This window comes from Shewanella indica, from assembly GCF_033842865.1.
Classification (GTDB): domain Bacteria; phylum Pseudomonadota; class Gammaproteobacteria; order Enterobacterales; family Shewanellaceae; genus Shewanella; species Shewanella indica.
This window is the reverse complement of sequence record NZ_JAWXXR010000001.1, coordinates 1492501-1517701: the sequence shown is the minus strand read 5'-3', so window position 1 is coordinate 1517701 and position 25201 is coordinate 1492501. Positions and strand designations below refer to the sequence as shown.

The window sequence follows — 25201 nt, the reverse complement described above, 5'->3', positions numbered from 1 at the left end:
ACTTAGTCCTTCAGAGGGTTGTAGAATGTCATTTCGCTTGATGCCATCGTTTTCAAAGTCAACTTTCACCCGCGTCGCGCTCGGTGTGTTCCTTTTGGGAACTACCTCCATTTTGATGGCAGACGAGAGTGGCGAACCAGCGCAATTACTGATGGACAGGTTCCCCAAGCCCCATGAGATAGAGCTTGCGCGCCAAGGTGTGGCCGAGGCCAATATCAATAAGCCTTGGGAAAAATCTTGCCCCTATCGAGAGCTAACAGGCACTGCCGAGGCAGAGGACGAGTTTTTCTTTCGCTGCCAACGTTGGGACGACTGTGTGTCTGCGGGTGGTTCGGCCAGCATCTACAGCGAGGCGTTCTTCCAGAATCATCAACGACAACCTAAAGATCAGATACCTTGGGAGTCTTACAGGGATGGCAGCATATTTCTTCTCGAGCCATCCGATTTCGAGAGGATCACCGGTCACTTGAGACAGTATGCCCTGAAATCTGCAGAGGAAAATTGGCGCTTGTTTGAGGGACGGGATGCAGCTGCGGCAAGTGACTTGGTGGAGAAGAAATTCTGGCAATGGTGCTCTGCCGAACCTTTGACTTTGTGGAAGGCAGAATATCAGTAGCCGGCGTACCTACTCACACCCAAACAACAAATTTAATTTGAATAAAGGCTAAGAATTCAAGCATCGCCGTCGGCTATTCCATGCACTCGATATCGGAAGAGTTAACGGCGTGCGCCACTGAAGGACAGAAACCACGGTCAAGGATTGAGCCATGCAAGTGTTCTACCGCTACCTGTTATACAGAGTCGCTGCATAATGTCCTTAAATCCTCACCTCTGGCCTGAATATGGCCGATGTCGAGCGCCTGCTCGAACTATTTACCTTACTCGCAGTTGAAGGAAAAACATTGCTAATCATCAAGCATATTCTTGAGATGATAGCCAATGCCGACCACGTAATAGAAATGGGCCCGGGAGCCGGAAAACATGGCGGAAAGATAATCTATCAGGGCCCTCCGTTAGGAATGCTGACTTCCGCTACTTCGGTCACAGGTCCTTTTTTGGAGGAACCGGTGTCAGGGAAACATGAGTTACTTAGGGAAGGTGCGAATAAGTCCTCACGGTACTCTGGCTTACACAGCAATTGGCGTTCAAGGCATCTGACTGAAGGCATGCCGGGGCCTGTCAAAGTCGGATAACGCAGAGAGCCGGTTGCTGTGTAAGCCCCGAAGGGCGTGGCTTACAGGCCTGCCTGCTGTGTTGTGCTTCTTACAAAGGACTAAGGCCATTTGCTGCGAACCACGCCTTGCATCCATGCCCGTAAGCCGACGCAGAGAACGCATGGGACTTGTTCGCACCTTCCTTATGGCCTAGTTCTCAGCAATCACAAAGCTGGCGACCATAGGATTGTGATCAGACACATCTGTTTCCGGCACATACAGCTCTTTGGGTTTCAATCCTCGATAAAAGAGATGATCCAAAGGATACCCCAGAACTCTCACCCTGTTATCCTCGCCAAAATGAGCCTCATTCAATCCCAAAGAGGAAGCAAAGACGGCCAGCAGCATACTGCGTTCCTCACTCCAGGTATTGAAATCACCCGCCAGAATAATAGGCCCCATAACTCTTTCCTCAGCCAGGGCTTCAGTCAAAGACTTAAGTTGCTGCCGATATTCTTCGATACCGACACTGAAGTTAATTCCATGGACATTGACCACAGTCAATAATGAACCATCAGACAAAGGATATTCAGCGACCAAGGCCGTCTTGGGCAACCGCAACCAAGGCTCAAGAGTACGGTAGCCACAACTGCTCAAAGGAGCGCTGCGGGAGAGATTCATTACCCCAGCTGGGGTATCCAATACACTGAAAGCATTAGCGAAACGCCAAAACCACTGCGCAGTATTCAGATAAAGATACATGCCGGGATCCAAACTGGCTTCCTGCAACAGCACCAACTGCCTGCCAGTTGTAAAATCATCGAGACGAGAACGCCACTGGCCGTTTTGCTGCTTCTGAATATTCCAGATCAATACACCAAACTCACCATTATTATCCAGCGCCTTTGCCGTTGGCGTTTGAATACAGGCCGCGCCGGTATTGGAATCAACCCTGTCAGATTGCAGTTGAACATTTGCCGGTACAGTAAACAACCAATGCCATCCCCCGAGTATCACCAGCAAAGAAAGCAACGGGAAGATCAGCAACCACTTCAGTTTCATATCAGCCTCAAGCGCAGAAAGAGCCTACAACAGGATTAATGCAATAGTGCTCAAACTCAGGTTACCCAAGGCTGTCTGTCACCGCAAATTGGATTAATATGGGCCGATTAAATCAAGGCGCCAGGCGCTACATACAGAGAGGAATATCATGGCGAAAGTCGAAGTATTGGTCGGAACCACCTTGGGAGGAGCCGAATATGTCGCCGAAGAACTCATCAATAAGCTTGAACAAAACGGCCACCAGACAAACCTGTATTTGACCCCACAGTTGGATCAACTGGATCCCAAAGCCCTTTGGTTGATCGTTTCCTCCACCCATGGGGCCGGCGATCTTCCGGACAATTTGCAGCCCTTCTATCAGGAATTACTCCAGTCAAACCAAAATCTGCAGGACTGCCGGTATGCTTTATGTGCTATCGGCGACTCGAGTTACGACACTTTCTGCCAAGGCCCGGAAAAGCTGCTACACCAACTGAGCGCACTTGGCGCCCAATCCTATGTGGATAAGATCCAGATCGATGTTCAATACGATCCCGTACCGGAAGATCCAGCATTGGCGTGGCTTGATGGCTGGTTAGGCAAACTCTAAAACGTATTTAAAACTGAATAAGCTATCAAATACTCACAATTTAGATCTGACTTACCCACAATTTTGCTCAATAAAATATAACTCTGTGGATAATACTTTATTTTGATCTGATCAATCTTTGCATGAATCGGATCCTGAATGCATACCAGATCCTCCTTGTGGATAAGATCGCGATCTATCCCCAGCTTTAATGGAGATAGATCGCCAACTGATCACAGGATCGATTTGCGTTAACCTATTGTTTTTATGTAAATATAACCGTTACCCACAGAAAAGCCCGATCCTAATAGTAAACATAACAAGAAGATCTATATAAAGATCTTAAGATCTATAAGGCAGATCCCTTGCGATCCATCAGCATGAAATAGAGCATTCACCTGAATCGTTACAGGTGCTAAAATGATCGGCTGAAATTCCTTTTTCATCCCTTGCTCAGCCAAAGGTAAATCTATGCGTTTTCATGAACGGTTTGATGTAATTGTTGTAGGTGGTGGTCATGCCGGAACTGAAGCCGCATTGGCAGCTGCCAGAATGGGAGTTAACACCCTGCTCCTAACCCATAATATTGACACTTTGGGTCAGATGTCCTGTAACCCGGCTATCGGGGGTATAGGTAAAGGGCACTTGGTTAAAGAGATAGATGCCTTGGGTGGCGCCATGGCAACAGCAACTGATTATGCCGGGATCCAATTCAGAACCCTGAATTCAAGTAAGGGACCTGCAGTAAGAGCTACCAGAGCCCAAGCAGATCGCGCCTTATATCGACAAAAGATCCAACAGATATTGCAAAACCAGCCCAACTTAAGGATCTTTCAACAAGCTGTTGACGATCTGGTTGTTGAAAACAACAGAGTCATTGGTGTTATTACCCAAATGGGACTGGCTTTTGAAGCTCCTGCTGTGGTGCTGACAGCCGGTACTTTCCTGGGAGGTAAGATCCATATTGGATTGGAAAATTACAGTGGTGGGCGTGCCGGTGATCCTCCAGCGATCGCTCTAGCTCATAGACTCAGAGAGTTACCTATTCGAGTTGGCCGTCTCAAAACGGGTACGCCGCCTCGTATCGATGCTCGCAGTGTCGACTTCGAGCAGATGACAGAACAACAGGGGGATAATCCTCTTCCTGTGATGTCTTTTATCGGTGATGTGAACCAACATCCTCAGCAAATCTCTTGCTATATCACCCATACCAATGAAAAAACCCACGAGATAATTCGTGGCGGTTTGGACCGAAGCCCTATGTATTCTGGGGTTATCGAAGGAATAGGCCCGAGATACTGTCCGTCTATCGAAGACAAGATCCATCGCTTTGCCGATAAGAGTTCGCATCAGATCTTTATTGAACCTGAGGGACTCAATACCAATGAGTTATACCCCAACGGTATCTCAACCAGTTTGCCATTCGATGTGCAAATTGCTTTGGTCCGCTCGATCAAGGGGATGGAAAATGCTGAGATCATGCGCCCTGGCTATGCCATTGAATATGATTACTTTGATCCCAGAGATCTGAAAAATTCGCTGGAAACCAAAACCATAAATGGGTTGTTCTTTGCAGGTCAAATCAACGGCACCACAGGTTATGAAGAGGCAGGAGCTCAAGGCCTGTTGGCCGGCATGAACGCGGCTTTACAGGTGCAAGGTAAAGACGCTTGGGCACCTAGAAGGGATCAGGCTTATCTTGGCGTGCTGGTGGATGATTTGTCGACGTTAGGCACTAAAGAGCCCTATCGTATGTTTACCAGCCGCGCCGAATATCGCTTGCTGCTGCGCGAAGATAATGCCGATCTGCGCCTGACCGAGAAAGGCCGCGAGCTGGGTTTGGTTGACGATCAGCGCTGGGCCAAGTTCTCAGCCAAGGTTGAGGCGATAGAATCTGAGCTGCAACGTCTGCGCAGTCAATGGATCCATGTGAATTCCCCTCTGGTTGAAGCGCTGAATCCGCATCTCAATACTCCAATATCTCGCGAAGCTTCGTTTGAAGAGCTGCTACGGCGCCCTGAGTTGGACTATGACAAGCTTATGGGGATTGAAGGTTTCGGGCCGGGGCTCGAAGATCGTCAAGCGGCCGAACAGGTGCAGATCCAGGTTAAATATGCTGGTTATATTCAGCGCCAGCAGGAAGAGATCGCCAAAGCACAGCGTAACGAAAATACCGGATTGCCGCTGGAGCTTGATTACAATGAAGTGCCAGGCTTATCCAACGAAGTGATCGCCAAGCTCAATGCCCATAAACCAGAGACCATAGGCCAGGCCTCCAGGATCTCGGGGGTAACTCCGGCAGCCATCTCCATTTTGCTGGTGCATCTGAAAAAACGGGGATTACTGCGCCGAACGGCCTGATACAGTAAACCATTCCAGAGCCGGGGAAGCTGTAGATGCTTCCCTTGGCCGTTTTGGGGCCGCATAATAGCCCCGCAGTATTTTTCTGGGGAGAATACCCGTGCTTGCAGCACAGTTAAAAACATATCTGGCTGAGACAGGCCTCAATGCATCAGATGAACAGCAGCAACAGTTGCTTGGTTTTGTTGCCATGCTCAACAAATGGAATAAAGCCTATAACCTGACCTCGGTGCGCGAACCTGAGCAGATGCTCATCCGTCATATCATGGATAGCCTGGTCGTCTCTCCTCATCTCAAGGGACAGCGTTTTATCGACGTGGGCACAGGCCCTGGGTTGCCCGGTATCCCGCTGGCGATTTTGAATCCGGATAAAGAATTTGTATTGCTCGATAGCTTGGGCAAGCGGATCCGTTTTCAAAAACAGGTCCAGATTGAACTCAAATTGAAAAATATACAGTCGGTAGAGAGCCGGGTGGAAGCCTTTGAGGATCCGCAAGGGTTTGACGGCGTGCTAAGCCGCGCCTTTGCCTCAGTGGCAGACATGTTAAGCTGGTGTCAGCATTTGCCGGCGCAAAATGGGGTATTCTATGCCCTTAAAGGGCAACTGAACCCTGATGAGTTAACCGGGATCCCTGAGGGGTACAGTATCAGGGAATCCATTGAACTCAAGGTTCCAAAATTGGATGAACAGAGACATCTGCTGATCATAGCTCCCCAGGTTTGAATGCCTTGCAATTGGCTGGCGTATCAAGCAACTTGATGCAAACGGAACCGGGCATCAATAACAAAATTGACAGACAAGGTGACAGTGTGGCGAGAATTATTGCCGTAGCCAACCAGAAAGGTGGCGTTGGAAAAACAACAACTTGTGTTAATTTGGCTGCCTCTTTGGCGGCAACCAAGCGGCGGGTGCTATTGATCGATCTGGATCCCCAGGGCAATGCCACCATGGGGAGTGGTGTTGACAAGTACGAAGTTGAAAACACCGCCTATGAGTTACTGGTGGAAGAAAAGAGTTTTGACGAAGTCGTCGTACGTAACACTGCCGGGAAATACGATCTCATTGCCGCCAACGGTGATGTGACTGCCGCCGAAATCAAATTGATGGAGTTCTTTGCCAGGGAGATTCGCCTGCGCAACGCTTTGGCAAAGGTGCAGGATGAATACGACTTTATCTTTATCGATTGTCCTCCCTCGCTGAATATGTTGACTGTGAACGCCATGTCGGCGGCCGACTCAGTACTGGTTCCCATGCAGTGTGAGTATTATGCCCTGGAAGGCTTGACTGCCCTGATGGATACCATTTCCAAGTTGGCGGCCATGGTTAACCCTAAACTCGGGATCGAGGGAATACTCAGAACCATGTACGATCCCCGCAACCGTCTGGCCAACGATGTTTCCGATCAACTGAAACAGCATTTCGGTGACAAGGTTTACCGCACTGTGATCCCAAGAAATATTCGCTTGGCCGAAGCGCCGAGTTTTGGCGCTCCGGCTATGTACTATGACAAGAGTAGCGCTGGGGCCAAGGCCTATCTGGCTTTAGCCGGCGAAATCATTCGTCGCTCAGAGCAGAATCAGCAAGCGAAACAGGCATAAAGGAATGAGCATGACACTGAAAAAACGGGGTCTGGGCAAGGGCCTGGACGCACTTTTGAGTACCAGCCATGCAGCGAGTAAGAAGCGTGATGATGCCGAGCAATCTAAAGTTGATGCCGGCGAAACCTTGCTGACTTTGGATGTGGATCTGCTGCAACCCGGTAAGTATCAACCCCGTAAAGATATGTCGCCGGAGGCGCTGGAAGAGCTGGCTGAATCTATCAAGGCTCAGGGCGTTATTCAGCCCATAGTGGTGCGTAAGATCAGTGATGACAAATATGAAATAATCGCCGGTGAACGTCGCTGGCGTGCGGCGCAGCTGGCCAAGTTGGACAAGGTGCCCTGTATAGTCAAGCAGGTTGCCGATGAGGCTGCTGTGGCTATCGCCCTGATAGAAAACATTCAGCGGGAAGATCTCAATGCTATGGAAGAAGCCATTGCGCTTAACCGTTTGATCGAAGAATTTGATCTTACTCACCAACAAATAGCTGATGCTGTGGGAAAATCACGGGCTACCGTTTCGAACTTGCTGCGACTCAATGGATTGAATGAACCGGTAAAGCGGTTACTGGAGTACGGTGATATTGAGATGGGTCATGCCCGAGCCTTGCTTGCCTTGCAAGGTGAGGAGCAAACTTCTGTTGCCCGATTGGTGGTAGCGAAGGAATTGACCGTTCGTGAAACAGAACGATTGGTTAATAAAGTCTTAAATCCTGCCAAAGAGGCCGAAAAGCCTGTAAAAGATACCGATGTTGCTCGTCTGGAGAGTCAGTTAATTGAGAGGCTAGGTGCAAAAGTTTCTATTTCCCACGGTAGTAAGGGAAAGGGAAAAATTGTAATTAACTATCAAAATCTGGCTGAATTAGACGGCATCCTTGCCAAAATCCATTAAAAAAACGTCGTTAACGCTTTTTAGTGTAAATTTGTGACGTTTGTTAATATTGCATTTATGCGAATTTGGGGCTGTATCACGTTAAAAGGTGAGGTTTTTACTTATCTCAAAGTTGCAAACAAGACTTGAAAAGGTATACTTTCGCAAGCTTTTTGTACCTCGACTCTATACGGATATTTGTAGTCCGGTCATCGAAACAAAAAGTAGGAATGCGGAGAAGAATAATTGAGTAAGGTTTTAGCGCGTCGTGGCCGTTGGTCAGCCTATAAATTGGTGATGATGCAGGCGGCGATAGCTGGGGGTGCTTCAATTATCTTCTTTGCCGTGTGGGGAGCCCAGTTTGGCTATTCTGCTCTGGCAGGAACTGCCATAGCTGTGCTCCCTAATTTTGTATTCGCTACCCTGGCTTTTTCCCATATGGGAGCAAGCTCTGCCGGTAAGGTCCTAAAAGGCTTTTACTGGGGGGAAGCGGTAAAGTTGCTGTTGACAATAGCGTTGTTTTCGCTGGTATTTATCAATTTAGAGGTCGCATTTATGCCCCTTTTTATTTGCTATGTACTGGCGTTGATAGTGCATTGGGCAGCTCCTTTGTACTTCAAGCAAAGTTAAGTGGGATGAATCATGGCTGCACCTGGTGAAACATTAACACCGCAGGGCTATATCCAGCATCACCTTACCAACCTTACCGTTGGTGAAGGTTTCTGGACATGGCACATTGATTCATTGCTCTTTTCGGTTGGTCTTGGCGTGCTGTTTCTGTGGTTGTTCCGCAGCGTTGGTAAAAAAGCAACCTCTGGCGTTCCCGGTAAGCTTCAATGCTTTATCGAGATGATCGTCGAGTTTGTCGACAACAGCGTTAAAGATACATTCCACGGTCGCAATGCTTTGATTGCACCTCTTGCTCTGACTATTTTTATGTGGGTATTCATGATGAACCTCATGGATATGGTGCCAGTTGACTGGATACCACATACTGCCGCTTTGGCCGGTGTGCCTTATCTGAAGATAGTACCGACTACTGACCTTAACATCACTTTCAGCCTCGCGTTGGGCGTGTTTGTGCTGATTATTTACTACAGCATCAAGGTCAAAGGTGTGTCAGGATTTGCGAAAGAACTGACGCTACAGCCCTTCAACCATTGGGCAATGATACCCGTCAACTTCCTGCTCGAAACTGTTACCTTGATAGCTAAACCTATTTCATTGGGGCTACGTCTTTTTGGTAACTTGTATGCAGGTGAGTTGATCTTCATCCTTATTGCGCTGATGTATGGTACCAACTTGGCGATTGCCGCTCTGGGTGTGACTTTGCAACTGGGCTGGCTGATCTTCCATATTCTGGTTATCACGCTGCAAGCGTTTATTTTCATGATGCTGACTATTGTTTATCTAAGCATGGCTCATGAAGATCATTAAGGACTGCTGAAGAAATTTTTTAAACTAAATCATCAACCAACACAGATTTAGATACTGGAGATACAGATGGAAACGATTCTGGGCTTTACTGCAATTGCTGTTGCTCTGCTCATTGGTTTGGGTGCACTGGGTACCGCTATCGGTTTCGGCCTTTTGGGTGGTAAGTTCCTGGAAGGCGCTGCGCGTCAGCCAGAAATGGCTCCTATGCTGCAAGTTAAGATGTTCATTGTAGCGGGTCTGCTCGACGCCGTGACCATGATCGGTGTAGGTATTGCACTTTACATGCTGTTTACTAACCCACTGGGTGCAATGCTGTAATAAACGCTTCTGTCTTAACTCTAAATAGGAGGCTGTTGTGAATATCAACGCTACCCTAATCGGTCAGACGGTCGCCTTTATTATCTTCGTGTGGTTCTGCATGAAGTTTGTATGGCCCCCTTTGATGAATGCCATCGAAGCGCGCCAGAAAAGGATTGCTGATGGTCTTGCTGACGCTGACCGTGCAGCAAAAGACCTGGAGTTGGCTCAAGCGAAAGCGACTGACCAACTGAAAGACGCCAAGGCTACAGCCAACGAAATCATTGAGTCTGCCAACAAGCGCAAGGCTCAGATTATTGATGAAGCCAAAGCTGAAGCAGACGCTGAGCGTGCGAAAATCATTGCTCAGGGTAAAGCAGAAATTGAAGCTGAACGTAATCGCGTGAAAGAGGAACTGCGTAAGCAGGTTGCGACTCTTGCCATCACTGGTGCAGAGAAGATCCTCGAGCGTTCGATTGATGAAGCCGCCCAAAGCGACATAGTTAATAAACTAGTTGCTGAAATTTGATAAGGGAGTTGAGTTATGGCTGAGTTAACCACCATTGCTCGCCCTTACGCTAAGGCAGCTTTTGACTTTGCTGTTGAACATCAAGCAGTAGAAAACTGGGCAGAAATGCTCGATTTCGCGGCAATGGTGAGTGAAAACGAATCCATGAAGCCACTGCTGGCTGGATCTATGTCCAGCAATAAGCTAGCTGCACTCTTTATCAATATCTGTGGCGAGCAAATTGATGAGCACGGTCAAAATCTGATCAAGGTAATGGCTGAAAACGGTCGCTTGGAGGTACTGTCTGCTGTATCTCAGCTCTATGCTGAGTTTCGCCACGAATGGGCTAAGGAAATCGAAGCCAACGTGGTATCTGCTACTGAGCTTAGCTCTGAGCAGCAACAGCAGATCAGTGTTTCTTTAGAGAAACGTCTCGCACGCAAAGTTAAGCTGAATTGCAGCGTCGATGCCGAGCTTATCGCCGGTATTATTATTAAGGCAGGGGATCTGGTGATAGATGGATCCGTCCGCGGCAAATTAAACCGCCTGTCTGATAAGCTGCAGTCGTAATTGGGAGTTTGAGCATGCAACTGAATTCCACTGAAATCAGCGATCTGATTAAGCAGCGGATCGAGCAGTTCGAAGTCGTCAGTGAAGCCCGCAACGAAGGTACTATCGTTTCGGTCAGTGACGGCATCATCCGCATTCACGGCCTGGCCGATGTAATGCAGGGTGAGATGATCGAACTGCCTGGCAACCGTTATGCAATCGCGTTGAACCTTGAACGTGATTCTGTAGGTGCCGTAGTTATGGGTCCTTATGCCGGTTTGGCTGAGGGCGTAAAAGTTAAAACCACTGGCCGTATTCTGGAAGTTCCAGTAGGTCGTGGTCTACTGGGACGTGTTGTTAACACTCTGGGTGAGCCAATCGACGGTAAAGGACCAATCGACAACGATGGTTTTGCACCTGTTGAAATGATTGCTCCTGGTGTTATTGAGCGTCAATCCGTATCTCAACCGGTACAAACCGGTTATAAGGCGGTTGATGCCATGATCCCTATCGGTCGCGGTCAGCGTGAGCTGATCATCGGTGACCGTCAAACTGGTAAAACTGCGATGGCTATTGACGCCATCATCAACCAGAAAGATTCCGGCATCAAGTGTGTGTACGTTGCAGTAGGCCAGAAGGCTTCTACTATTGCCAACGTAGTACGCAAGCTGGAAGAGCACGGTGCTCTGGCCAACACTATTGTTGTGGTTGCTACTGCTTCTGAAGCGGCTGCCCTGCAATACCTGGCACCATACTCTGGTTGTACCATGGGTGAATATTTCCGTGACCGCGGTGAAGATGCACTGATCGTTTACGATGACCTGTCCAAGCAGGCTGTTGCTTATCGTCAGATCTCACTGTTGCTGAAGCGTCCACCAGGCCGTGAAGCTTACCCAGGTGACGTATTCTATCTACACTCTCGTCTGCTGGAACGTGCTTCCCGCGTGAACGAAGAGTACGTTGAGAAGTTCACCAATGGCGAAGTAAAAGGCAAGACTGGTTCTTTGACCGCTCTGCCAATTATTGAAACCCAGGCAGGTGACGTATCTGCGTTCGTACCGACCAACGTAATTTCTATTACCGATGGTCAGATCTTCCTTGAAACCGACCTGTTCAACTCTGGCCTGCGTCCAGCGGTTAACCCAGGTATCTCTGTTTCTCGTGTAGGTGGTGCGGCTCAGACCAAGATCATCAAGAAACTGTCCGGCGGTATCCGTACTGCTCTGGCACAGTATCGAGAGCTTGCTGCGTTCTCACAGTTTGCGTCTGACCTTGACGATGCAACTCGTGCCCAGCTGGAGCACGGTGAGCGTGTAACCGAACTGATGAAGCAAAAGCAATACGCTCCTATGAGCGTAGCTGACCAAGCTGTATCTATTTTTGCAGCTGAAAAAGGCTACCTGAAAGGTATTGAGCTGAAGAAGATCGGTGACTTCGAAGCCGCTCTGCTCTCTTTCATGAACGGCGAGCATGCTGAGCTGATGAAGCTGATCAACGATAGCGGTGATTACAATGCCGAAATCGAAGCTGAGCTGAAGGCTGGTCTCGACAAGTTCGTGGCAACCCAAACCTGGTAAATACATGCGAGGTGTCATAAGGCACCTCAGGTCCAGATTGGAGAGTAGAGATGGCCGGCGCTAAAGAGATTAAAACCAAGATCGCGAGTGTGAAAAACACTCAGAAGATCACGTCCGCCATGGAAATGGTGGCAGCCAGCAAAATGCGCAAGGCGCAGGATCGCATGGCTGCAAGCCGTCCATATGCGGAGAGCATGCGTAAGGTGATCGGTCACGTCGCTCAGGGTTCTCTGGAGTACAAACACCCCTACCTGGAGGTGAGAGAACCCAAGCGGGTTGGTTACATAGTAGTGGCAACCGACCGTGGCCTTTGTGGTGGTCTGAACGTCAACCTTTTCAAGAAGGTTGTCGCAGACGTGAAAAGCTGGAAAGAGCAAGGTGCGGAAGTTGAATTCTGCCCTATCGGTGCTCGCAGTGTTCAGTTTTTCAAAAGCTTTGGTGGCAAGGTGCAGGCCCATGCTTCAGGTTTAGGTGATGCTCCCAAGCTCGCTGACCTGATTGGTACTGTGCGGGTAATGCTCCAGGCTTACAACGAAGGCAAGCTGGATCGTCTGTATGTGGTATTCAACAAGTTTGTTAATACCATGACGCAGACTCCTGTGATCGAGCAGCTGCTACCTTTGCCTAAATCAGACGAAGATGACGTAGCGCATCGCTGGGACTACATCTATGAGCCAGATCCAAAGGTCTTGTTGGACAAGCTTTTGGTTCGTTATGTGGAGTCTCAGGTGTATCAGGGTGTCGTTGAAAACATTGCTTCCGAGCAGGCTGCCCGTATGGTGGCCATGAAGGCAGCAACAGACAACGCCGGCACGCTGATCGATGATCTGCAACTGGTATACAACAAGGCCCGTCAGGCGGCGATTACGCAAGAACTGTCGGAAATTGTGTCAGGTGCAGCCGCGGTTTAGGCTGGGTAACGAATACAAGTTTTAGAGGATTAATCATGAGCACAGGTACTGTTGTCCAAGTGATTGGCGCGGTTGTGGACGTTGAGTTTCCACAAGATACCGTACCTCAGGTATATGACGCTCTGAAGATCACAGGCGAAGGCGCCTGTAAAGGCTTGGTGCTGGAAGTTCAGCAACAGCTGGGTGGTGGTGTAGTTCGTACCATCGCCATGGGTTCTTCCGATGGTCTGCGTCGTGGTATCGAGGTAGAAAACTCTGGTTCACCAATTTCCGTTCCGGTTGGGGCTGCGACCCTTGGCCGTATCATGAACGTTCTGGGTGAACCTGTGGATGAAGCGGGCGCTATCGGTGAAGATGAGCGTTATATCATCCACCGTGATGCTCCTTCTTATGAAGAGCAATCTAACACCACTGAATTGTTGGAAACCGGCATCAAGGTTATTGACCTGGTATGTCCGTTCGCCAAGGGTGGTAAAGTAGGTCTGTTCGGTGGTGCGGGTGTTGGTAAGACAGTTAACATGATGGAACTGATCAACAACATCGCTAAAGCCCACTCAGGTCTGTCCGTATTCGCCGGTGTAGGTGAGCGTACCCGTGAAGGTAACGACTTCTACTACGAGATGAAAGACTCAGGCGTACTGGACAAGGTAGCCATGGTGTACGGTCAGATGAACGAGCCACCAGGTAACCGTCTGCGTGTTGCTCTGACCGGTCTGACTATGGCCGAGAAGTTCCGTGACGAAGGTCGTGACGTACTGTTGTTCGTTGACAACATCTACCGTTACACCCTGGCTGGTACCGAAGTATCGGCACTGTTGGGTCGTATGCCTTCTGCTGTGGGTTATCAGCCAACACTGGCTGAAGAGATGGGTGTTCTGCAAGAACGTATTACTTCTACCAAAGTGGGTTCTATCACTTCGGTACAAGCGGTATACGTACCTGCGGATGACTTGACTGACCCAAGCCCAGCAACCACCTTCGCTCACTTGGATGCGACCGTGGTACTGTCTCGTCAAATCGCTTCTCTGGGTATCTACCCAGCGGTTGACCCACTGGATTCCACCTCTCGTCAGCTGGATCCACAGGTTGTTGGCCAAGAGCACTATGACGTGGCAAACGGTGTACAGACAGTTCTGCAGCGTTACAAAGAGCTGAAAGACATCATCGCTATTCTGGGTATGGACGAGTTGTCAGATGACGACAAGATGACAGTATCCCGCGCCCGTAAGATCGAGCGTTTCCTGTCTCAGCCATTCCACGTAGCTGAAGTCTTTACCGGTTCTCCAGGTAAGTACGTGCCCCTGAAAGACACCATCCGTGGCTTCAAGGGAATTCTGGACGGTGAGTTCGACCACCTGCCAGAGCAAGCGTTCTACATGGTTGGTTCTATCGACGAAGCCGTTGAGAAAGCCAACAAGAAATAACTAGGCAATATTGCATAGTTTGGTAAGGAGAACGGGATGGCAGCCATGACAGTACAGCTTGATATCGTCAGTGCAGAGAGCAAAATCTTCTCAGGCCTTGTTGCCCATTTACAGGTAACTGGTTCTGAGGGTGAACTGGGTATTATGCCCGGCCACACTCCGCTGCTGACCAATATCAAACCTGGCATGGCGCGCATCGTCAAACAAAATGGTCAGGAAGAGGTGTTTTACCTTTCAGGTGGTTTACTGGAAGTTCAACCCAACTCCGTGTCCGTATTGGCTGATGTTGTAATGCGTGCCGATGAGATTGACGAGCAGGCTGCAGTAGAAGCCAAGCGTCGTGCAGAAGCCCATATGGCCGATGCCGGTGCTGACTTCGATTATGCTGCGGCAGCAATTGAACTGGCTAAAGCCGTGGCTCAGTTGCGGGTCGTTGAGACCATCAAGAAGAACATTGCCAGATAACAGCACTGCTGAAAAAAGGCGCCTCAGGGCGCCTTTTTTGTGTCTGTTATTCCTATTGTCCAAGCAGGTTTGCAAGCTTCCAAGCTGCCTGAGCGCTGCATTTTTACCGCGATTCCGGTACACTTGCGCCAGCCCAAAGAAAAGGAATCTCTCATGTCATTGAATGTTGTTATTCTCGCCGCCGGGAAAGGGACCCGGATGCGTTCTGATCTACCCAAAGTTCTGCATAAGGTCGCCCATAAACCCATGGTGCAGCATGTGATTGATACGGCTCATTCACTAAATGCCGACAAAATCAATCTGGTTTATGGTTATGGCGGCGATAAGCTGATGACGGAACTGGGCGAGCAACCGCTTAACTTTGTGCTGCAGGCTGAACAGCTGGGCACAGGGCACGCGGTAGCCCAGGCGATTCCCCATATAGATGACAATGACACTGTCTTGGTGCTCTATGGCGACGTTCCCCTCACCCGTAAGGAAACACTGGAAGCCTTGCTTGCTGCCAGGCAAAACGATGGCGTAGCCGTACTGACAGTGCATCTGGATGACCCAAGCGGCTATGGCCGTATGGTGCGCGAGCATGGCAAGGTAGTTGGCATAGTCGAACAGAAAGATGCTTCTCCCGAGCAACTCAAGATTAATGAGATCAACAGCGGCATCATGGCATTGCCGGGCAAACAATTAAAAAACTGGCTTGGGCGCTTGGAAAACAACAATGCTCAGGGCGAGTACTATCTTACCGATGTGATCGCCATGGCTCACGCCGATGGGGTGGCCATAGATACGGCTCATCCTGTTAATTCCATTGAGACTGAAGGCGCCAACAACAGAGTGCAGTTGGCGGCGTTGGAACGTGCTTATCAGCAGCGCTGTGCAGAAGCCTTGATGCTGGATGGGGCTAACCTCAGGGATCCGGCACGCATTGATGTTCGCGGTGAAGTGACGGTCGGCATGGATGTGATGATCGACGTCAATGTGATCTTCGAAGGTAAAGTGGTGCTGGGTAATAATGTGACTGTGGGCGCCGGCGCTATCCTTATTGATTGTGAGATTGCCGATAACGCCGAGATTAAGCCTTACAGCATAGTCGAGGGTGCCAAGTTGGGTGATGGCGCCAGTGCCGGGCCGTTTGCTCGTCTGCGTCAGGGCGCTGAACTTAAGCAGGATGCCCATATAGGCAATTTTGTTGAAATGAAGAAAGCCATACTCGGTGTGGGCTCCAAGGCTGGACATCTGGCTTACCTCGGAGATGCACGCATTGGCCAAGGGGTAAATATAGGTGCAGGTACCATTACCTGTAACTATGATGGCGCCAATAAACATCTGACCGTTATTGAAGATGAGGTGTTTGTCGGTAGTGATACCCAGTTGGTTGCTCCTGTCACCATAGGTAAAGGAGCGACTCTGGGAGCCGGTTCCACTGTAACCCGTGATGTCGGCGCCGATGAGTTGGTTATCACCCGAGTTAAACAGAAACATATCAAGGGTTGGAAGCGTCCACAAAAGCAAAAGAAATAATTCCTCTAATTGAAAGCACCCACTCGGGTGCTTTCAATCTCACAAACCCGTCAATGGGTTTGAAGTCAATCATATTTAATTGTAAATATCTGTAAAGAAACTTAAATACTAATCCTTCTCATTTATATTTGCTGGCAAAAATAGAACTGATTGCCGGTCCGGCATAGAGAATGAGGTGATTATGAGGTTTAAGTTTTCCTGTGTAGGTATGGCTGTGGTGGCCGCTATATCTTCAATGCCACTGGCGGCAGAGCAAGTGCCAGAAGACATTGAGCGTATCAGTGTTACCGGTCGTAGCTTCAATGATTATAAGACTGGCGTCGCCTCTGGCGCGATGCGTGGTGATATTAATCTGATGGATACACCTCAATCCGTTACCGTTATCCCCGACTTTGTAACTGATGAACAGCTGGCAACCAACCTGGCTGAAGTATTGGTGAATGACTCAAGCGTGACCAGTGGCAGTGAAAAATGGAATCGCCAGGTATTTAATATTCGTGGCTTTGAGTTGGACTCTGGTTCTGGGTACCTGATCAATGGTCAGCAGCAGTGGTCGCACTATGTGCAACCTATTGAAACTCTGCAGCAGGTAGAAGTGCTTAAGGGCCCCTCCAGTATGCTCTACGGCCAGTCAGGCCCTGGTGGCTTGATCAATATGGTGACCAAGAAGCCGACCTACGACACACTGTTTAACCTGGGATTTGATACCGATGATAACGGCTCTACCCGCTTTCAACTGGATGCCGGTGGTAGTCTAAACGAAGCTCAGACTATCCGTTATCGCACTGTGCTGGTTAAGCAGGATACCCAGTATTGGCGTGAATATCAGAATGGTGAAAATCAGGAAAGAGATCGTTGGTTGGGCTACCTGAATCTGGAGTTTGATATTACCGATGATCTTTTGCTGTCACTGAAATATGACCGTACCCAAGATAAAACCGGAATAGACCGTGGCGGTTGGTTGAACAGCAAGGGTGAGCTCATTGGTGGTCGGGATATTATCTGGGATATGCCATGGGCGTTTACTGACAATACCATCGAAAACTTAGGGGCCGAACTCACTTACTTTATCAGCGACAACTGGAAAGTGAAGGCCGGCTATAATGATCAGCAGTTCAACCGCCAAAGGTTGGACTCTCTTCCAAGTTTGATCAAAGGTTCTGAGGATCCATTTACTGATGGCTACACTGTGAGTCCATTCGATCGTTATGATGATTGGCAACATAAAACAGGATTCATTGATATTACCGGTAACTTCAGTACCGGCGTTTTGGAACATCAGTTCCTGATCGGTGCCAATATGTTGGACTACTACTATGGGCAGTTGCGCGAAAAAGGCGAAAGTGTTTCTGTTATGCCTGGCCAGCCCATCGCAAATCCAGGTTTGGACTATCATAACGATACTTCACTCAGTGAAAGCGACTATAAGCACTATGGTTTCTATATTCAGGACCTGGTTACTATCAATGAACAGTGGAAACTGTTGGCCGGTGTTCGTTATGACGAACAAAAGAAAGATGGTGCCGGGAACAACAGTTATGCCGTTTCACCTAAATTTGGGGTGATCTATTCGCCGATGGATAACGGCAGTATCTATGTCAATTACTCAAAGAGCTTCAGTCCCCAAGGGAGCGTTAATGATCCTAATGATGTTAATGACAAGATGAATCTGGATCCTGAATATGGGGAACAGTATGAAATAGGCACCAAGTGGGAACTGTTCGATGGTGGGTTATTACTGACAGGCGCCGTGTTTGATATAACCGTCTCCAATGTTACCGTGACTCAAGACTTAGGGGCAGGTGAATCAATAACAACTCAGAGTGGTGAACAGCGTCATAAAGGGTTTGAGATGGGCGCTCAGGGACGACTCAGTGATAAGTGGTTTATGACAGGTTCCATGATGTATCTGGATGCAGAGTATGATCGCCCTGCAGAAGATAGTCTCAATGGTAAAACGCCGATAGATGCGCCTGAGTGGTCGGCCAATATCTGGACCCGTTATGAGATGACAGAAGCGTTGGCTCTGAATTTTGGTGCTGTCTATGTCGGTGAACGCTTTGCCGATAAAGAGAACATGATCACCAAAGATGGTTATGTACGTTTTGACCTGGGCGCTGCCTACACTATGGATGTGATGGGAACAGATGTCAGTGTAAGGGTTAACATGAAGAATCTGTTTGATAAAGAATATCTTGCCGGCGGTACCAATACAGATGTGACTGTTGGTGAAGGTCGTCATGTGAGCCTGGCGCTGGAAGCCAAGTTTTAATCGCCAATAGATAACATGCCAACAGCAATGCCGGCCACTCCAGTGGCTGGCATTTTTTATGGATGAAATCTAATGCTTTCGGCTTATTGGGGCGCGCCCAGGCTCGGGCTGGCTTTAAGGCATGCCTGTATATCGGCTGAACTACTAACGAGCTTTTTTCACTCAGCAATTGCGTTTAGGTTTCGAAGTTATATAATTCGCCTTTCGAATCGAAACTTATTCAATCTGGAATGACCAAACGCAACACCCAACAAAGGCGTCACGCCATAGTTACCCTGCTGCAGCAGCAGGGTGAAGTCAGTGTCGATGCCTTGGCGCTGAAGTTTGAAACTTCGGAAGTGACCATACGTAAAGACTTGGCAGCCCTGGAGAAAACCGGTTTGCTGCTGCGTCGTTATGGTGGTGCCGTCGTTGTTCCTCAAGAGATAACCCAGACCTTGTCTGAACCGCCTTCCCGCAATAAGTTGGCCATAGCTCAGGCCGCTGCCGGGCTTATCAAAGATCATAATCGCATCATCATAGATTGTGGCAGCACCACTTTGGGACTTATTCCTGAGCTTAACGATAAGCGCGGGCTGGTGGTCATGACCAATTCCCTGCAGTTGGCCAATGCGATACATGAATTGGAAAACGAGCCCACACTCTTGATGACGGGGGGCACCTGGGACCCCCACTCCGAATCTTTTCAAGGACAGGTGGCTGAGCAAGTACTGCGTTCCTACAACTTTGACCAGCTTTTTATCGGCGCCGATGGCATTGACTTGCAGCGAGGCACCACCACTTTCAATGAGTTGATTGGGCTGAGCCGGGTGATGGCGGAAGTTTCCCGGGATGTAGTGGTGCTGCTCGAATCGGAAAAGGTGGGCCGCAGAATTCCTAATCTTGAGTTGCCCTGGGAGTTGGTCACTACCCTGGTGACAGATAATAGGCTGCCAGATGCAGCCGCTGAAAGTATTTCAAATCAAGGGGTAAAGCTGATCTTGGCCCCTTTTACAGCGTAAACTTTAAACTAAGCGGATATTGATATGTGTGGAATTGTTGGCGCAGTAGCGCAAAGGGATGTTGCTGAAATCTTGATCGAGGGACTGAAACGCCTGGAATATCGTGGCTATGATTCGGCCGGTGTGGCTGTCATTCACCAAGGTGAACTGACCCGTACCCGCAGAGTTGGCAAGGTGCAGGAGTTGGCCGATGCCTTGCAAACTGCTCCTTTGGCCGGTGGTACCGGCATCGCCCATACCCGCTGGGCGACCCATGGTGAGCCCAGTGAGCGCAACGCGCATCCACATCAATCCGGCAGTGACATAGCCGTGGTGCACAACGGGATTATTGAAAATCACGCTAAGTTGCGGGAGATGCTCAAGGGCTTAGGCTATCAGTTCAACTCAGATACAGATACAGAAGTCATTTGTCATCTGGTCGACCATGAGCTCAAGTCTGCCCCCGGCTTGCTGGCGGCGGTACAAGCCACAGTCAAACAACTGGAAGGTGCCTATGGCACTGTGGTCATCGACCGCCGCGACCCTGAACGGCTGGTGGTCGCCCGCAGTGGCAGCCCATTGGTAATAGGCTTTGGCCTGGGAGAAAACTTCGTCGCCTCGGATCAACTGGCACTGCTGCCGGTGACCCGTACTTTTGCCTTTCTGGAAGAGGGCGATGTTGCCGAAGTGACTCGCCGTGAGGTTCATATCTATGATCTTGACGGAAACCCGGTAGTGCGTGAAAAGAAAGAATCTGAAATCACTCATGATGCCGGTGACAAGGGCGAGTATCGTCACTATATGCTTAAAGAGATCTATGAGCAGCCAATGGCGCTGGCCCGTACTCTCGAAGGCCGAATAGCCCAGCAGCAGGTGCTGGATACAGCCTTTGGTGATAATGCTGCCGAGCTTCTCAAAGAGATCAAACATGTACAGATCATTGCCTGTGGTACCAGTTACCATGCCGGTATGGCGGCACGTTATTGGCTGGAAGATTGGGCCGGTGTTTCCTGTAATGTGGAAATTGCTTCTGAATTCCGCTACCGCAAGTCGCATCTGTTCCCCAACAGCCTGTTGGTCACCATTTCTCAATCCGGTGAAACGGCCGATACCCTGGCGGCAATGCGTTTGGCCAAAGAGATGGGGTACAAGGCAACCTTGACCATATGTAACGCCCCCGGATCCTCGCTGGTTCGCGAGTCCGATATGGCATATATGATGAAAGCCGGTGCCGAGATAGGTGTGGCTTCCACCAAGGCCTTTACCGTGCAGTTGGCCGGTTTGTTGATGCTGACGGCGGCACTGGGACGTTATAACAACATGAGTGTGGAAATGCAGGCGGCAATCGCCCAGAGTTTGCAGTCTATGCCGGCTAAAGTGGAGCAGGCTCTGGGGTTGGATGACGCCATAGCTGAGTTGGCTGAAGACTTTGCCGATAAGAGTCATGCCTTGTTCCTGGGACGTGGCGATCAGTATCCCATTGCGATGGAAGGCGCGCTGAAGCTGAAGGAGATTTCCTATATTCATGCCGAAGCTTATGCATCCGGAGAGCTGAAACATGGACCATTGGCGCTGATCGATGCCGACATGCCTGTGATAGTGGTTGCACCCAATAATGAACTGCTTGAAAAGCTTAAGTCCAATGTGGAAGAAGTGCGTGCCCGTGGTGGTTTGATGTATGTGTTTGCTGATGTTGATGCTGAATTTGCATCCGATGACACCATGAAGGTAATTCCTGTGCCACATTGTGATGAGTTTATGGCACCGCTTATTTACACTATTCCGCTGCAGTTGCTGTCATACCATGTTGCCCTGATCAAAGGGACTGATGTGGATCAGCCAAGAAACTTGGCCAAGTCGGTTACTGTAGAGTAATTGGCCGGAATCAAGCGCAAGCCTGAAAGTGTTGCCACTAATCGCCTGAGTGTATGCTCAGGCGATTAATTGCGTCAGCCGCTGCTGCTTTTTTGCTTCGTATCTCTTCCAGACCTTTTCGTGGAAGTAGAAAACAACAGTGTTGATGCTGGGTTCTATCAGGGCCACGGCACCACCTATAAGCGCACTGCCGGTAAGCAGGTAAGTGATGGTAAAGGCTACGCTGAAGTGCAGTATGGCAAAGGTCATTGTCTTAATCATGGTGGTTCTCCTCTCTCGATAATTTAATGATAATAATTCTCATTAATAATTAAAAGGGGGTTTAACAGATTAATTTGACCGTTTTTATCTATTAAAAAGGCCGCTTATGCGGCCTTTAGTAGTCTAAGGCTATCAGTAATGCCAAGGGAAGCTGGAAAAGTCCTGATCGCGTTTTTCAAGAAACGCGTCTCGGCCTTCCTGGGCCTCGGCGGTGCCATAGGCTAAACGGGTCGCTTCACCGGCAAACAGTTGCTGGCCAACCAAACCATCATCAGGCAGGTTAAAGCCATATTTGAGCATGCGCATTGCGGTTGGGGACTTGGAGTTGATCTCCTTGGCCCAGCGCAGAGCTTCGGTTTCAAGTTCTGCATGAGGAACCGAACGGTTAACCATGCCCATGGCAAAGGCTTCATCGGCACTGTAGTTAAAGCCACAGAAAAATATTTCTCTTGCCCGCTTCTGACCTATCATCTTCGCCAGATAAGCGCTGCCATAGCCAGAATCAAAGCTGGCTACATCCGGGTCTGTCTGTTTGAAAACGGCGTGTTCTTTCGATGCCAGTGTCAGATCGCACACTACATGCAGGCTGTGACCGCCACCAACCGCCCAACCGGGAACTACGGCTATGACGACCTTGGGCATAAAGCGGATCAAGCGCTGTACTTCGAGAATGTGCAGGCGGCCCATGCGAGCCAAATCGGCCTTGCCGGCTTCCTCACCTTCATATTTGTAGCCGTCTTTGCCGCGAATACGCTGATCGCCACCGGAGGAGAAGGAATATTGCCCTTTGGCTGATGGGCCATTACCTGTTAACAGCACACAACCTACATCAGACCATTGCCGGGCGTGGTCCAGAGCTATGTAAAGTTCATCAACTGTCTTGGGACGAAAAGCGTTCAGACAGTCGGGACGGTTAATGGCAATTCGCACCGTACCTTGAGATTTGGCTCTGTGGTAAGTGATGTCTTCAAAAGCGAACCCGGCAACCTCTTCCCACAATTCAGGTTCAAAAGTATCGGAAACAAAAGATGTCATAACAAACAGCCCCTATATTGATAATGGCTCAAAGGCTAGGTGGATTGGCGTGGGAGGTCAATGATTTCAGGTGCGGGTTTTGCAACAGTCGACAAAACCCGGTGCTTTATTCAGAGGTTATCGCAGATGAACAACAGGTTATCTTTGCTGAAAACCGGATGAGATATGACATTGCCACGACAATACTCGTCCTTGAAGTCCATTAAAGTCTCTGGCGAGGTCAGTATGCCGTCCAACTCCTGCAACTCTGAAGCTGACAAACGCTCGGCAATATCGGCCTTGAGGCGGGCCTTTTTCTGATCGAGGCGAATGATCTGTGTGCCCGTCATGGCATCCAGCTTGCGTTCAATTTTCTTTACTAATGCTTCGGTTTGGGCAATAGGCTCATCGAGCTTATCTGTCTGAGTGACCAAGTAATAAAGCACTCCGGCCAATATTGCCAAAATAATCCAGCCTTTCATCATTTAGTCCAACTAAGGTTAATAACCCTTGTGTTACAAGGTATAATACGCCAGTTTTTATACAATAAGCAGTAAAAGGCTGTAAAGATGAGTGAAGAGTCGAGCAATAAGGATTATTCGAAAGCCAATCGAATCAAGATTCACCAGCCTGATGCGAGTAAAGCAGACCGCTTTAATCCTCGCAACCGAATTTACGTTCGTGCGGTTGATGGTCTATGGAGTTCGTTAAGGCGGCGGATGGGATGGATAGCTATGCTGTTTTTCCTGATTTTGCCCTGGCTTCCCTGGGGAGATAGGCAGGCAGTCTGGTTTAACCTGGCAGAGCAGAAGTTTCATGTATTCGGCCTGACTATCTGGCCTCAGGATCTGACGTTGCTGGCAGCCTTGTTTATGATTGCTGCCTTCGCACTGTTTTTTGTCACTACCTACCTGGGAAGGGTCTGGTGCGGTTACACCTGCCCGCAGACAGTGTGGACCTTCATCTTTATCTGGTTTGAAGAAAAGCTCGAAGGGGCACGCAACAAAAGGATGAAGTTGGATCAGATGCCCTGGAGTTTTGACAAGCTCTGGCGCAAAACGGCCAAGCATACTGCTTGGTTGCTGATTTCCCTGCTGACGGCCATGACATTTGTGTCTTACTTTGTGCCCTCCAGAGAAGTATACCTCGAGGTGTTTACCTTACAGGCCAGCGGCGCCGTGTACTTTTGGGTTATTCTCTTCACTTTGGCAACCTATGGTAATGCCGGCTGGATGCGGGAAATCATGTGTATTCACATGTGTCCCTATGCGCGTTTCCAGGCGGCCATGTTCGATAAGAACACTTATATTGTTGGCTATGACACCAAGCGTGGTGAAACTCGCGGCCCCCGTTCCCGTAAGGCAGATCCCAAAGCTCTGGGGCTGGGCGACTGTATCGATTGCGATCTCTGTGTTCAGGTTTGTCCGACAGGGATTGATATCCGTAATGGCCTGCAGTACGAATGTATCAACTGCGGCGCCTGTATCGATGCCTGCGACTCCACCATGGAACGTATGGGATATGCCAAAGGCCTTATCAGTTACACCACGGAAAACAAACTGGAAGGGATCAAGGAAAAAGTGCTGCGTCCCAAGCTGGTGGGCTATGGTGTTGTGCTTACTGCGATGATTTTGGTGTTCATTTACGCCAGTGCCAATATCGCCTCTGTGCGCATCGATATCATTCGTGACCGGAATCAGCTCTATACCGAGAATACTCAGGGGATGACAGAGAATACCTTCACTTTGAAGATATTGAACAAAACAGAAACGGCCCACGAGTACCAGATGCACATTGATGGGTTAAATAACTATAAGTGGTACGGTCCACAAACAGTGCAGATTGCGGCCGGTGAAGTATTGACGCTGCCAATCAGTGTGGCGGTCGACCCTGTGGAGCTGAAACGTCCCATTACCAAGATAGACTTTATTGTCACAACCGAAGTCAATGGTGAGACGGTTGAAGCCAAACAGGAGTCCCGTTTCTTCGGGCCTTAAGCTTTAGTAAACGACGCTAGATAGATAAAAAGGGGCGTGAGCCCCTTTTTTCATCAAAAAGTATCGCTTTTTTGGTCATTTGGTTGCTTTTGTGAGCGAACGATAAATTAATCCTGTTTTTCTAAGATTTAGCCCTTGCACAAAAGTTCAGGCTCCCTATAATGCGCTCCCACTGACACGGCACAGCGGCAACGCGAAAGACGTGACAGGGTCGAAGAAAAGAGGCTTTTGAGTCCTTTCAACGACAGGCGAAAAAAGATGGTAAATACCTCTTGACGCCGCAGCAGGAAAGCGTAAAATACGCAGCCCTGACCCGATGACCACAGCGTCTAAGGGATTGCTCTTTAACAAGATAAACAAGCAAATCTGTGTGGACACTCACAGGCATTGAGAAATCGACAAAACGATTTAACTCGATGAAGAGTGTTCATACGAACAGAATTCATTGAGCAGAACCTTCGGGTTCAACCAAAACTTTAATTGAAGAGTTTGATCATGGCT

24 protein-coding genes and 1 rRNA gene (1 of these 25 cut by a window edge) are annotated in these 25201 nt (G+C 49.1%); 21 read left to right on the top strand and 4 right to left on the bottom strand.

The genetic code is table 11. From position 1 onward, the window contains the following. The first annotated feature begins 115 nt into the window (after positions 1-115). Positions 116-616 (top strand): hypothetical protein, encoded by a 501-nt coding sequence (locus SIL79_RS07060; RefSeq protein WP_177192607.1) that lies wholly within the window; start codon positions 116-118, stop codon positions 614-616. Between the two features lie 748 nt (positions 617-1364). Here the strand turns inward: SIL79_RS07060 and SIL79_RS07055 are convergent. Further along, entirely contained in the window at positions 1365-2216 is an 852-nt protein-coding gene (locus SIL79_RS07055) for an endonuclease/exonuclease/phosphatase family protein (RefSeq protein ID WP_162207294.1), read from the bottom strand. A gap of 148 nt (positions 2217-2364) precedes the next feature. Between SIL79_RS07055 and mioC the strand changes: the two genes are divergently transcribed. The 18 genes from mioC (at position 2365) to glmS (ending at position 21428) form a co-directional block, all read left to right on the top strand. After that, positions 2365-2805 carry an FMN-binding protein MioC gene (gene mioC, locus SIL79_RS07050; RefSeq protein ID WP_039035945.1) on the top strand — a complete coding sequence of 147 codons (441 nt, stop codon included), beginning with the start codon at positions 2365-2367 and terminating at the stop codon, positions 2803-2805. Positions 2806-3255: 450 nt separating this feature from the next. After that, on the top strand, positions 3256-5145 hold the full coding sequence (gene mnmG, locus SIL79_RS07045) for a tRNA uridine-5-carboxymethylaminomethyl(34) synthesis enzyme MnmG (RefSeq protein ID WP_162207293.1): 1890 nt from the start codon (positions 3256-3258) through the stop codon (positions 5143-5145). 100 nt (positions 5146-5245) lie between these two features. Beyond that, positions 5246-5869 carry a 16S rRNA (guanine(527)-N(7))-methyltransferase RsmG gene (rsmG, locus tag SIL79_RS07040; protein ID WP_071476691.1) on the top strand — a complete coding sequence of 208 codons (624 nt, stop codon included), beginning with the start codon at positions 5246-5248 and terminating at the stop codon, positions 5867-5869. A gap of 86 nt (positions 5870-5955) precedes the next feature. Then, positions 5956-6744 carry a ParA family protein gene (locus tag SIL79_RS07035; RefSeq protein ID WP_039035962.1) on the top strand — a complete coding sequence of 263 codons (789 nt, stop codon included), beginning with the start codon at positions 5956-5958 and terminating at the stop codon, positions 6742-6744. A 10-nt stretch (positions 6745-6754) separates the two neighbouring features. After that, complete coding sequence (locus SIL79_RS07030; RefSeq protein ID WP_039035948.1) at positions 6755-7636, top strand: ParB/RepB/Spo0J family partition protein; 882 nt, start codon at positions 6755-6757, stop codon at positions 7634-7636. Between the two features lie 225 nt (positions 7637-7861). Next, a complete protein-coding gene (locus SIL79_RS07025; protein ID WP_039035949.1) occupies positions 7862-8245 on the top strand; it encodes an ATP synthase subunit I in 384 nt (127 codons plus the stop codon). A gap of 12 nt (positions 8246-8257) precedes the next feature. Then, positions 8258-9052 carry a F0F1 ATP synthase subunit A gene (atpB, locus tag SIL79_RS07020; protein ID WP_039035950.1) on the top strand — a complete coding sequence of 265 codons (795 nt, stop codon included), beginning with the start codon at positions 8258-8260 and terminating at the stop codon, positions 9050-9052. A 66-nt stretch (positions 9053-9118) separates the two neighbouring features. Then, the gene (gene atpE, locus SIL79_RS07015; protein WP_025011729.1) at positions 9119-9370 is read left to right on the top strand and encodes a F0F1 ATP synthase subunit C; all 252 of its coding nucleotides are present in this window, start codon (positions 9119-9121) and stop codon (positions 9368-9370) included. A gap of 37 nt (positions 9371-9407) precedes the next feature. Next, on the top strand, positions 9408-9878 hold the full coding sequence (atpF, locus tag SIL79_RS07010) for a F0F1 ATP synthase subunit B (RefSeq protein ID WP_028780952.1): 471 nt from the start codon (positions 9408-9410) through the stop codon (positions 9876-9878). 15 nt (positions 9879-9893) lie between these two features. Continuing rightward, positions 9894-10427: a F0F1 ATP synthase subunit delta gene (atpH, locus tag SIL79_RS07005; protein WP_039035951.1), complete on the top strand. Its 534-nt coding sequence runs from the start codon at positions 9894-9896 to the stop codon at positions 10425-10427. A 14-nt stretch (positions 10428-10441) separates the two neighbouring features. Continuing rightward, entirely contained in the window at positions 10442-11983 is a 1542-nt protein-coding gene (gene atpA, locus SIL79_RS07000) for a F0F1 ATP synthase subunit alpha (protein ID WP_039035952.1), read from the top strand. Positions 11984-12033: 50 nt separating this feature from the next. Next, a complete protein-coding gene (atpG, locus tag SIL79_RS06995) occupies positions 12034-12894 on the top strand; it encodes a F0F1 ATP synthase subunit gamma (protein ID WP_039035953.1) in 861 nt (286 codons plus the stop codon). A gap of 35 nt (positions 12895-12929) precedes the next feature. Further along, positions 12930-14318 carry a F0F1 ATP synthase subunit beta gene (atpD, locus tag SIL79_RS06990; RefSeq protein WP_039035954.1) on the top strand — a complete coding sequence of 463 codons (1389 nt, stop codon included), beginning with the start codon at positions 12930-12932 and terminating at the stop codon, positions 14316-14318. Between the two features lie 36 nt (positions 14319-14354). Beyond that, entirely contained in the window at positions 14355-14783 is a 429-nt protein-coding gene (locus SIL79_RS06985) for a F0F1 ATP synthase subunit epsilon (RefSeq protein ID WP_025011732.1), read from the top strand. Between the two features lie 153 nt (positions 14784-14936). Next, entirely contained in the window at positions 14937-16301 is a 1365-nt protein-coding gene (gene glmU / locus SIL79_RS06980) for a bifunctional UDP-N-acetylglucosamine diphosphorylase/glucosamine-1-phosphate N-acetyltransferase GlmU (protein ID WP_039035963.1), read from the top strand. A 181-nt stretch (positions 16302-16482) separates the two neighbouring features. Next, on the top strand, positions 16483-18573 hold the full coding sequence (locus tag SIL79_RS06975; RefSeq protein WP_071476690.1) for a TonB-dependent siderophore receptor: 2091 nt from the start codon (positions 16483-16485) through the stop codon (positions 18571-18573). 230 nt (positions 18574-18803) lie between these two features. After that, positions 18804-19574 carry a DeoR/GlpR family DNA-binding transcription regulator gene (locus tag SIL79_RS06970; protein WP_039035956.1) on the top strand — a complete coding sequence of 257 codons (771 nt, stop codon included), beginning with the start codon at positions 18804-18806 and terminating at the stop codon, positions 19572-19574. 24 nt (positions 19575-19598) lie between these two features. Continuing rightward, positions 19599-21428, top strand: a complete 1830-nt coding sequence (gene glmS / locus SIL79_RS06965) for a glutamine--fructose-6-phosphate transaminase (isomerizing) (RefSeq protein ID WP_162207292.1) — start codon at positions 19599-19601, stop codon at positions 21426-21428. A 57-nt stretch (positions 21429-21485) separates the two neighbouring features. On the opposite strand, the gene SIL79_RS06960 is transcribed toward glmS, so the two are convergent. The 3 genes from SIL79_RS06960 to SIL79_RS06950 form a co-directional block, all read right to left on the bottom strand. After that, positions 21486-21689, bottom strand: coding sequence for a DUF2061 domain-containing protein (locus SIL79_RS06960; RefSeq protein WP_039035958.1), 204 nt, complete (start codon positions 21687-21689; stop codon positions 21486-21488). A gap of 132 nt (positions 21690-21821) precedes the next feature. Continuing rightward, complete coding sequence (locus tag SIL79_RS06955) at positions 21822-22724, bottom strand: 1,4-dihydroxy-2-naphthoyl-CoA synthase (RefSeq protein ID WP_028780956.1); 903 nt, start codon at positions 22722-22724, stop codon at positions 21822-21824. 110 nt (positions 22725-22834) lie between these two features. Continuing rightward, positions 22835-23185 carry a hypothetical protein gene (locus tag SIL79_RS06950; RefSeq protein ID WP_039035959.1) on the bottom strand — a complete coding sequence of 117 codons (351 nt, stop codon included), beginning with the start codon at positions 23183-23185 and terminating at the stop codon, positions 22835-22837. 87 nt (positions 23186-23272) lie between these two features. Here SIL79_RS06950 and ccoG point away from each other — a divergent pair, with 87 nt between their 5' ends. Both ccoG and SIL79_RS06940 read left to right on the top strand, forming a co-directional pair. Beyond that, positions 23273-24700, top strand: coding sequence for a cytochrome c oxidase accessory protein CcoG (ccoG, locus tag SIL79_RS06945; protein WP_162207291.1), 1428 nt, complete (start codon positions 23273-23275; stop codon positions 24698-24700). A 477-nt stretch (positions 24701-25177) separates the two neighbouring features. Further along, positions 25178-25201, top strand: a 16S ribosomal RNA gene (locus SIL79_RS06940) (it continues 1521 nt past the right edge of the window).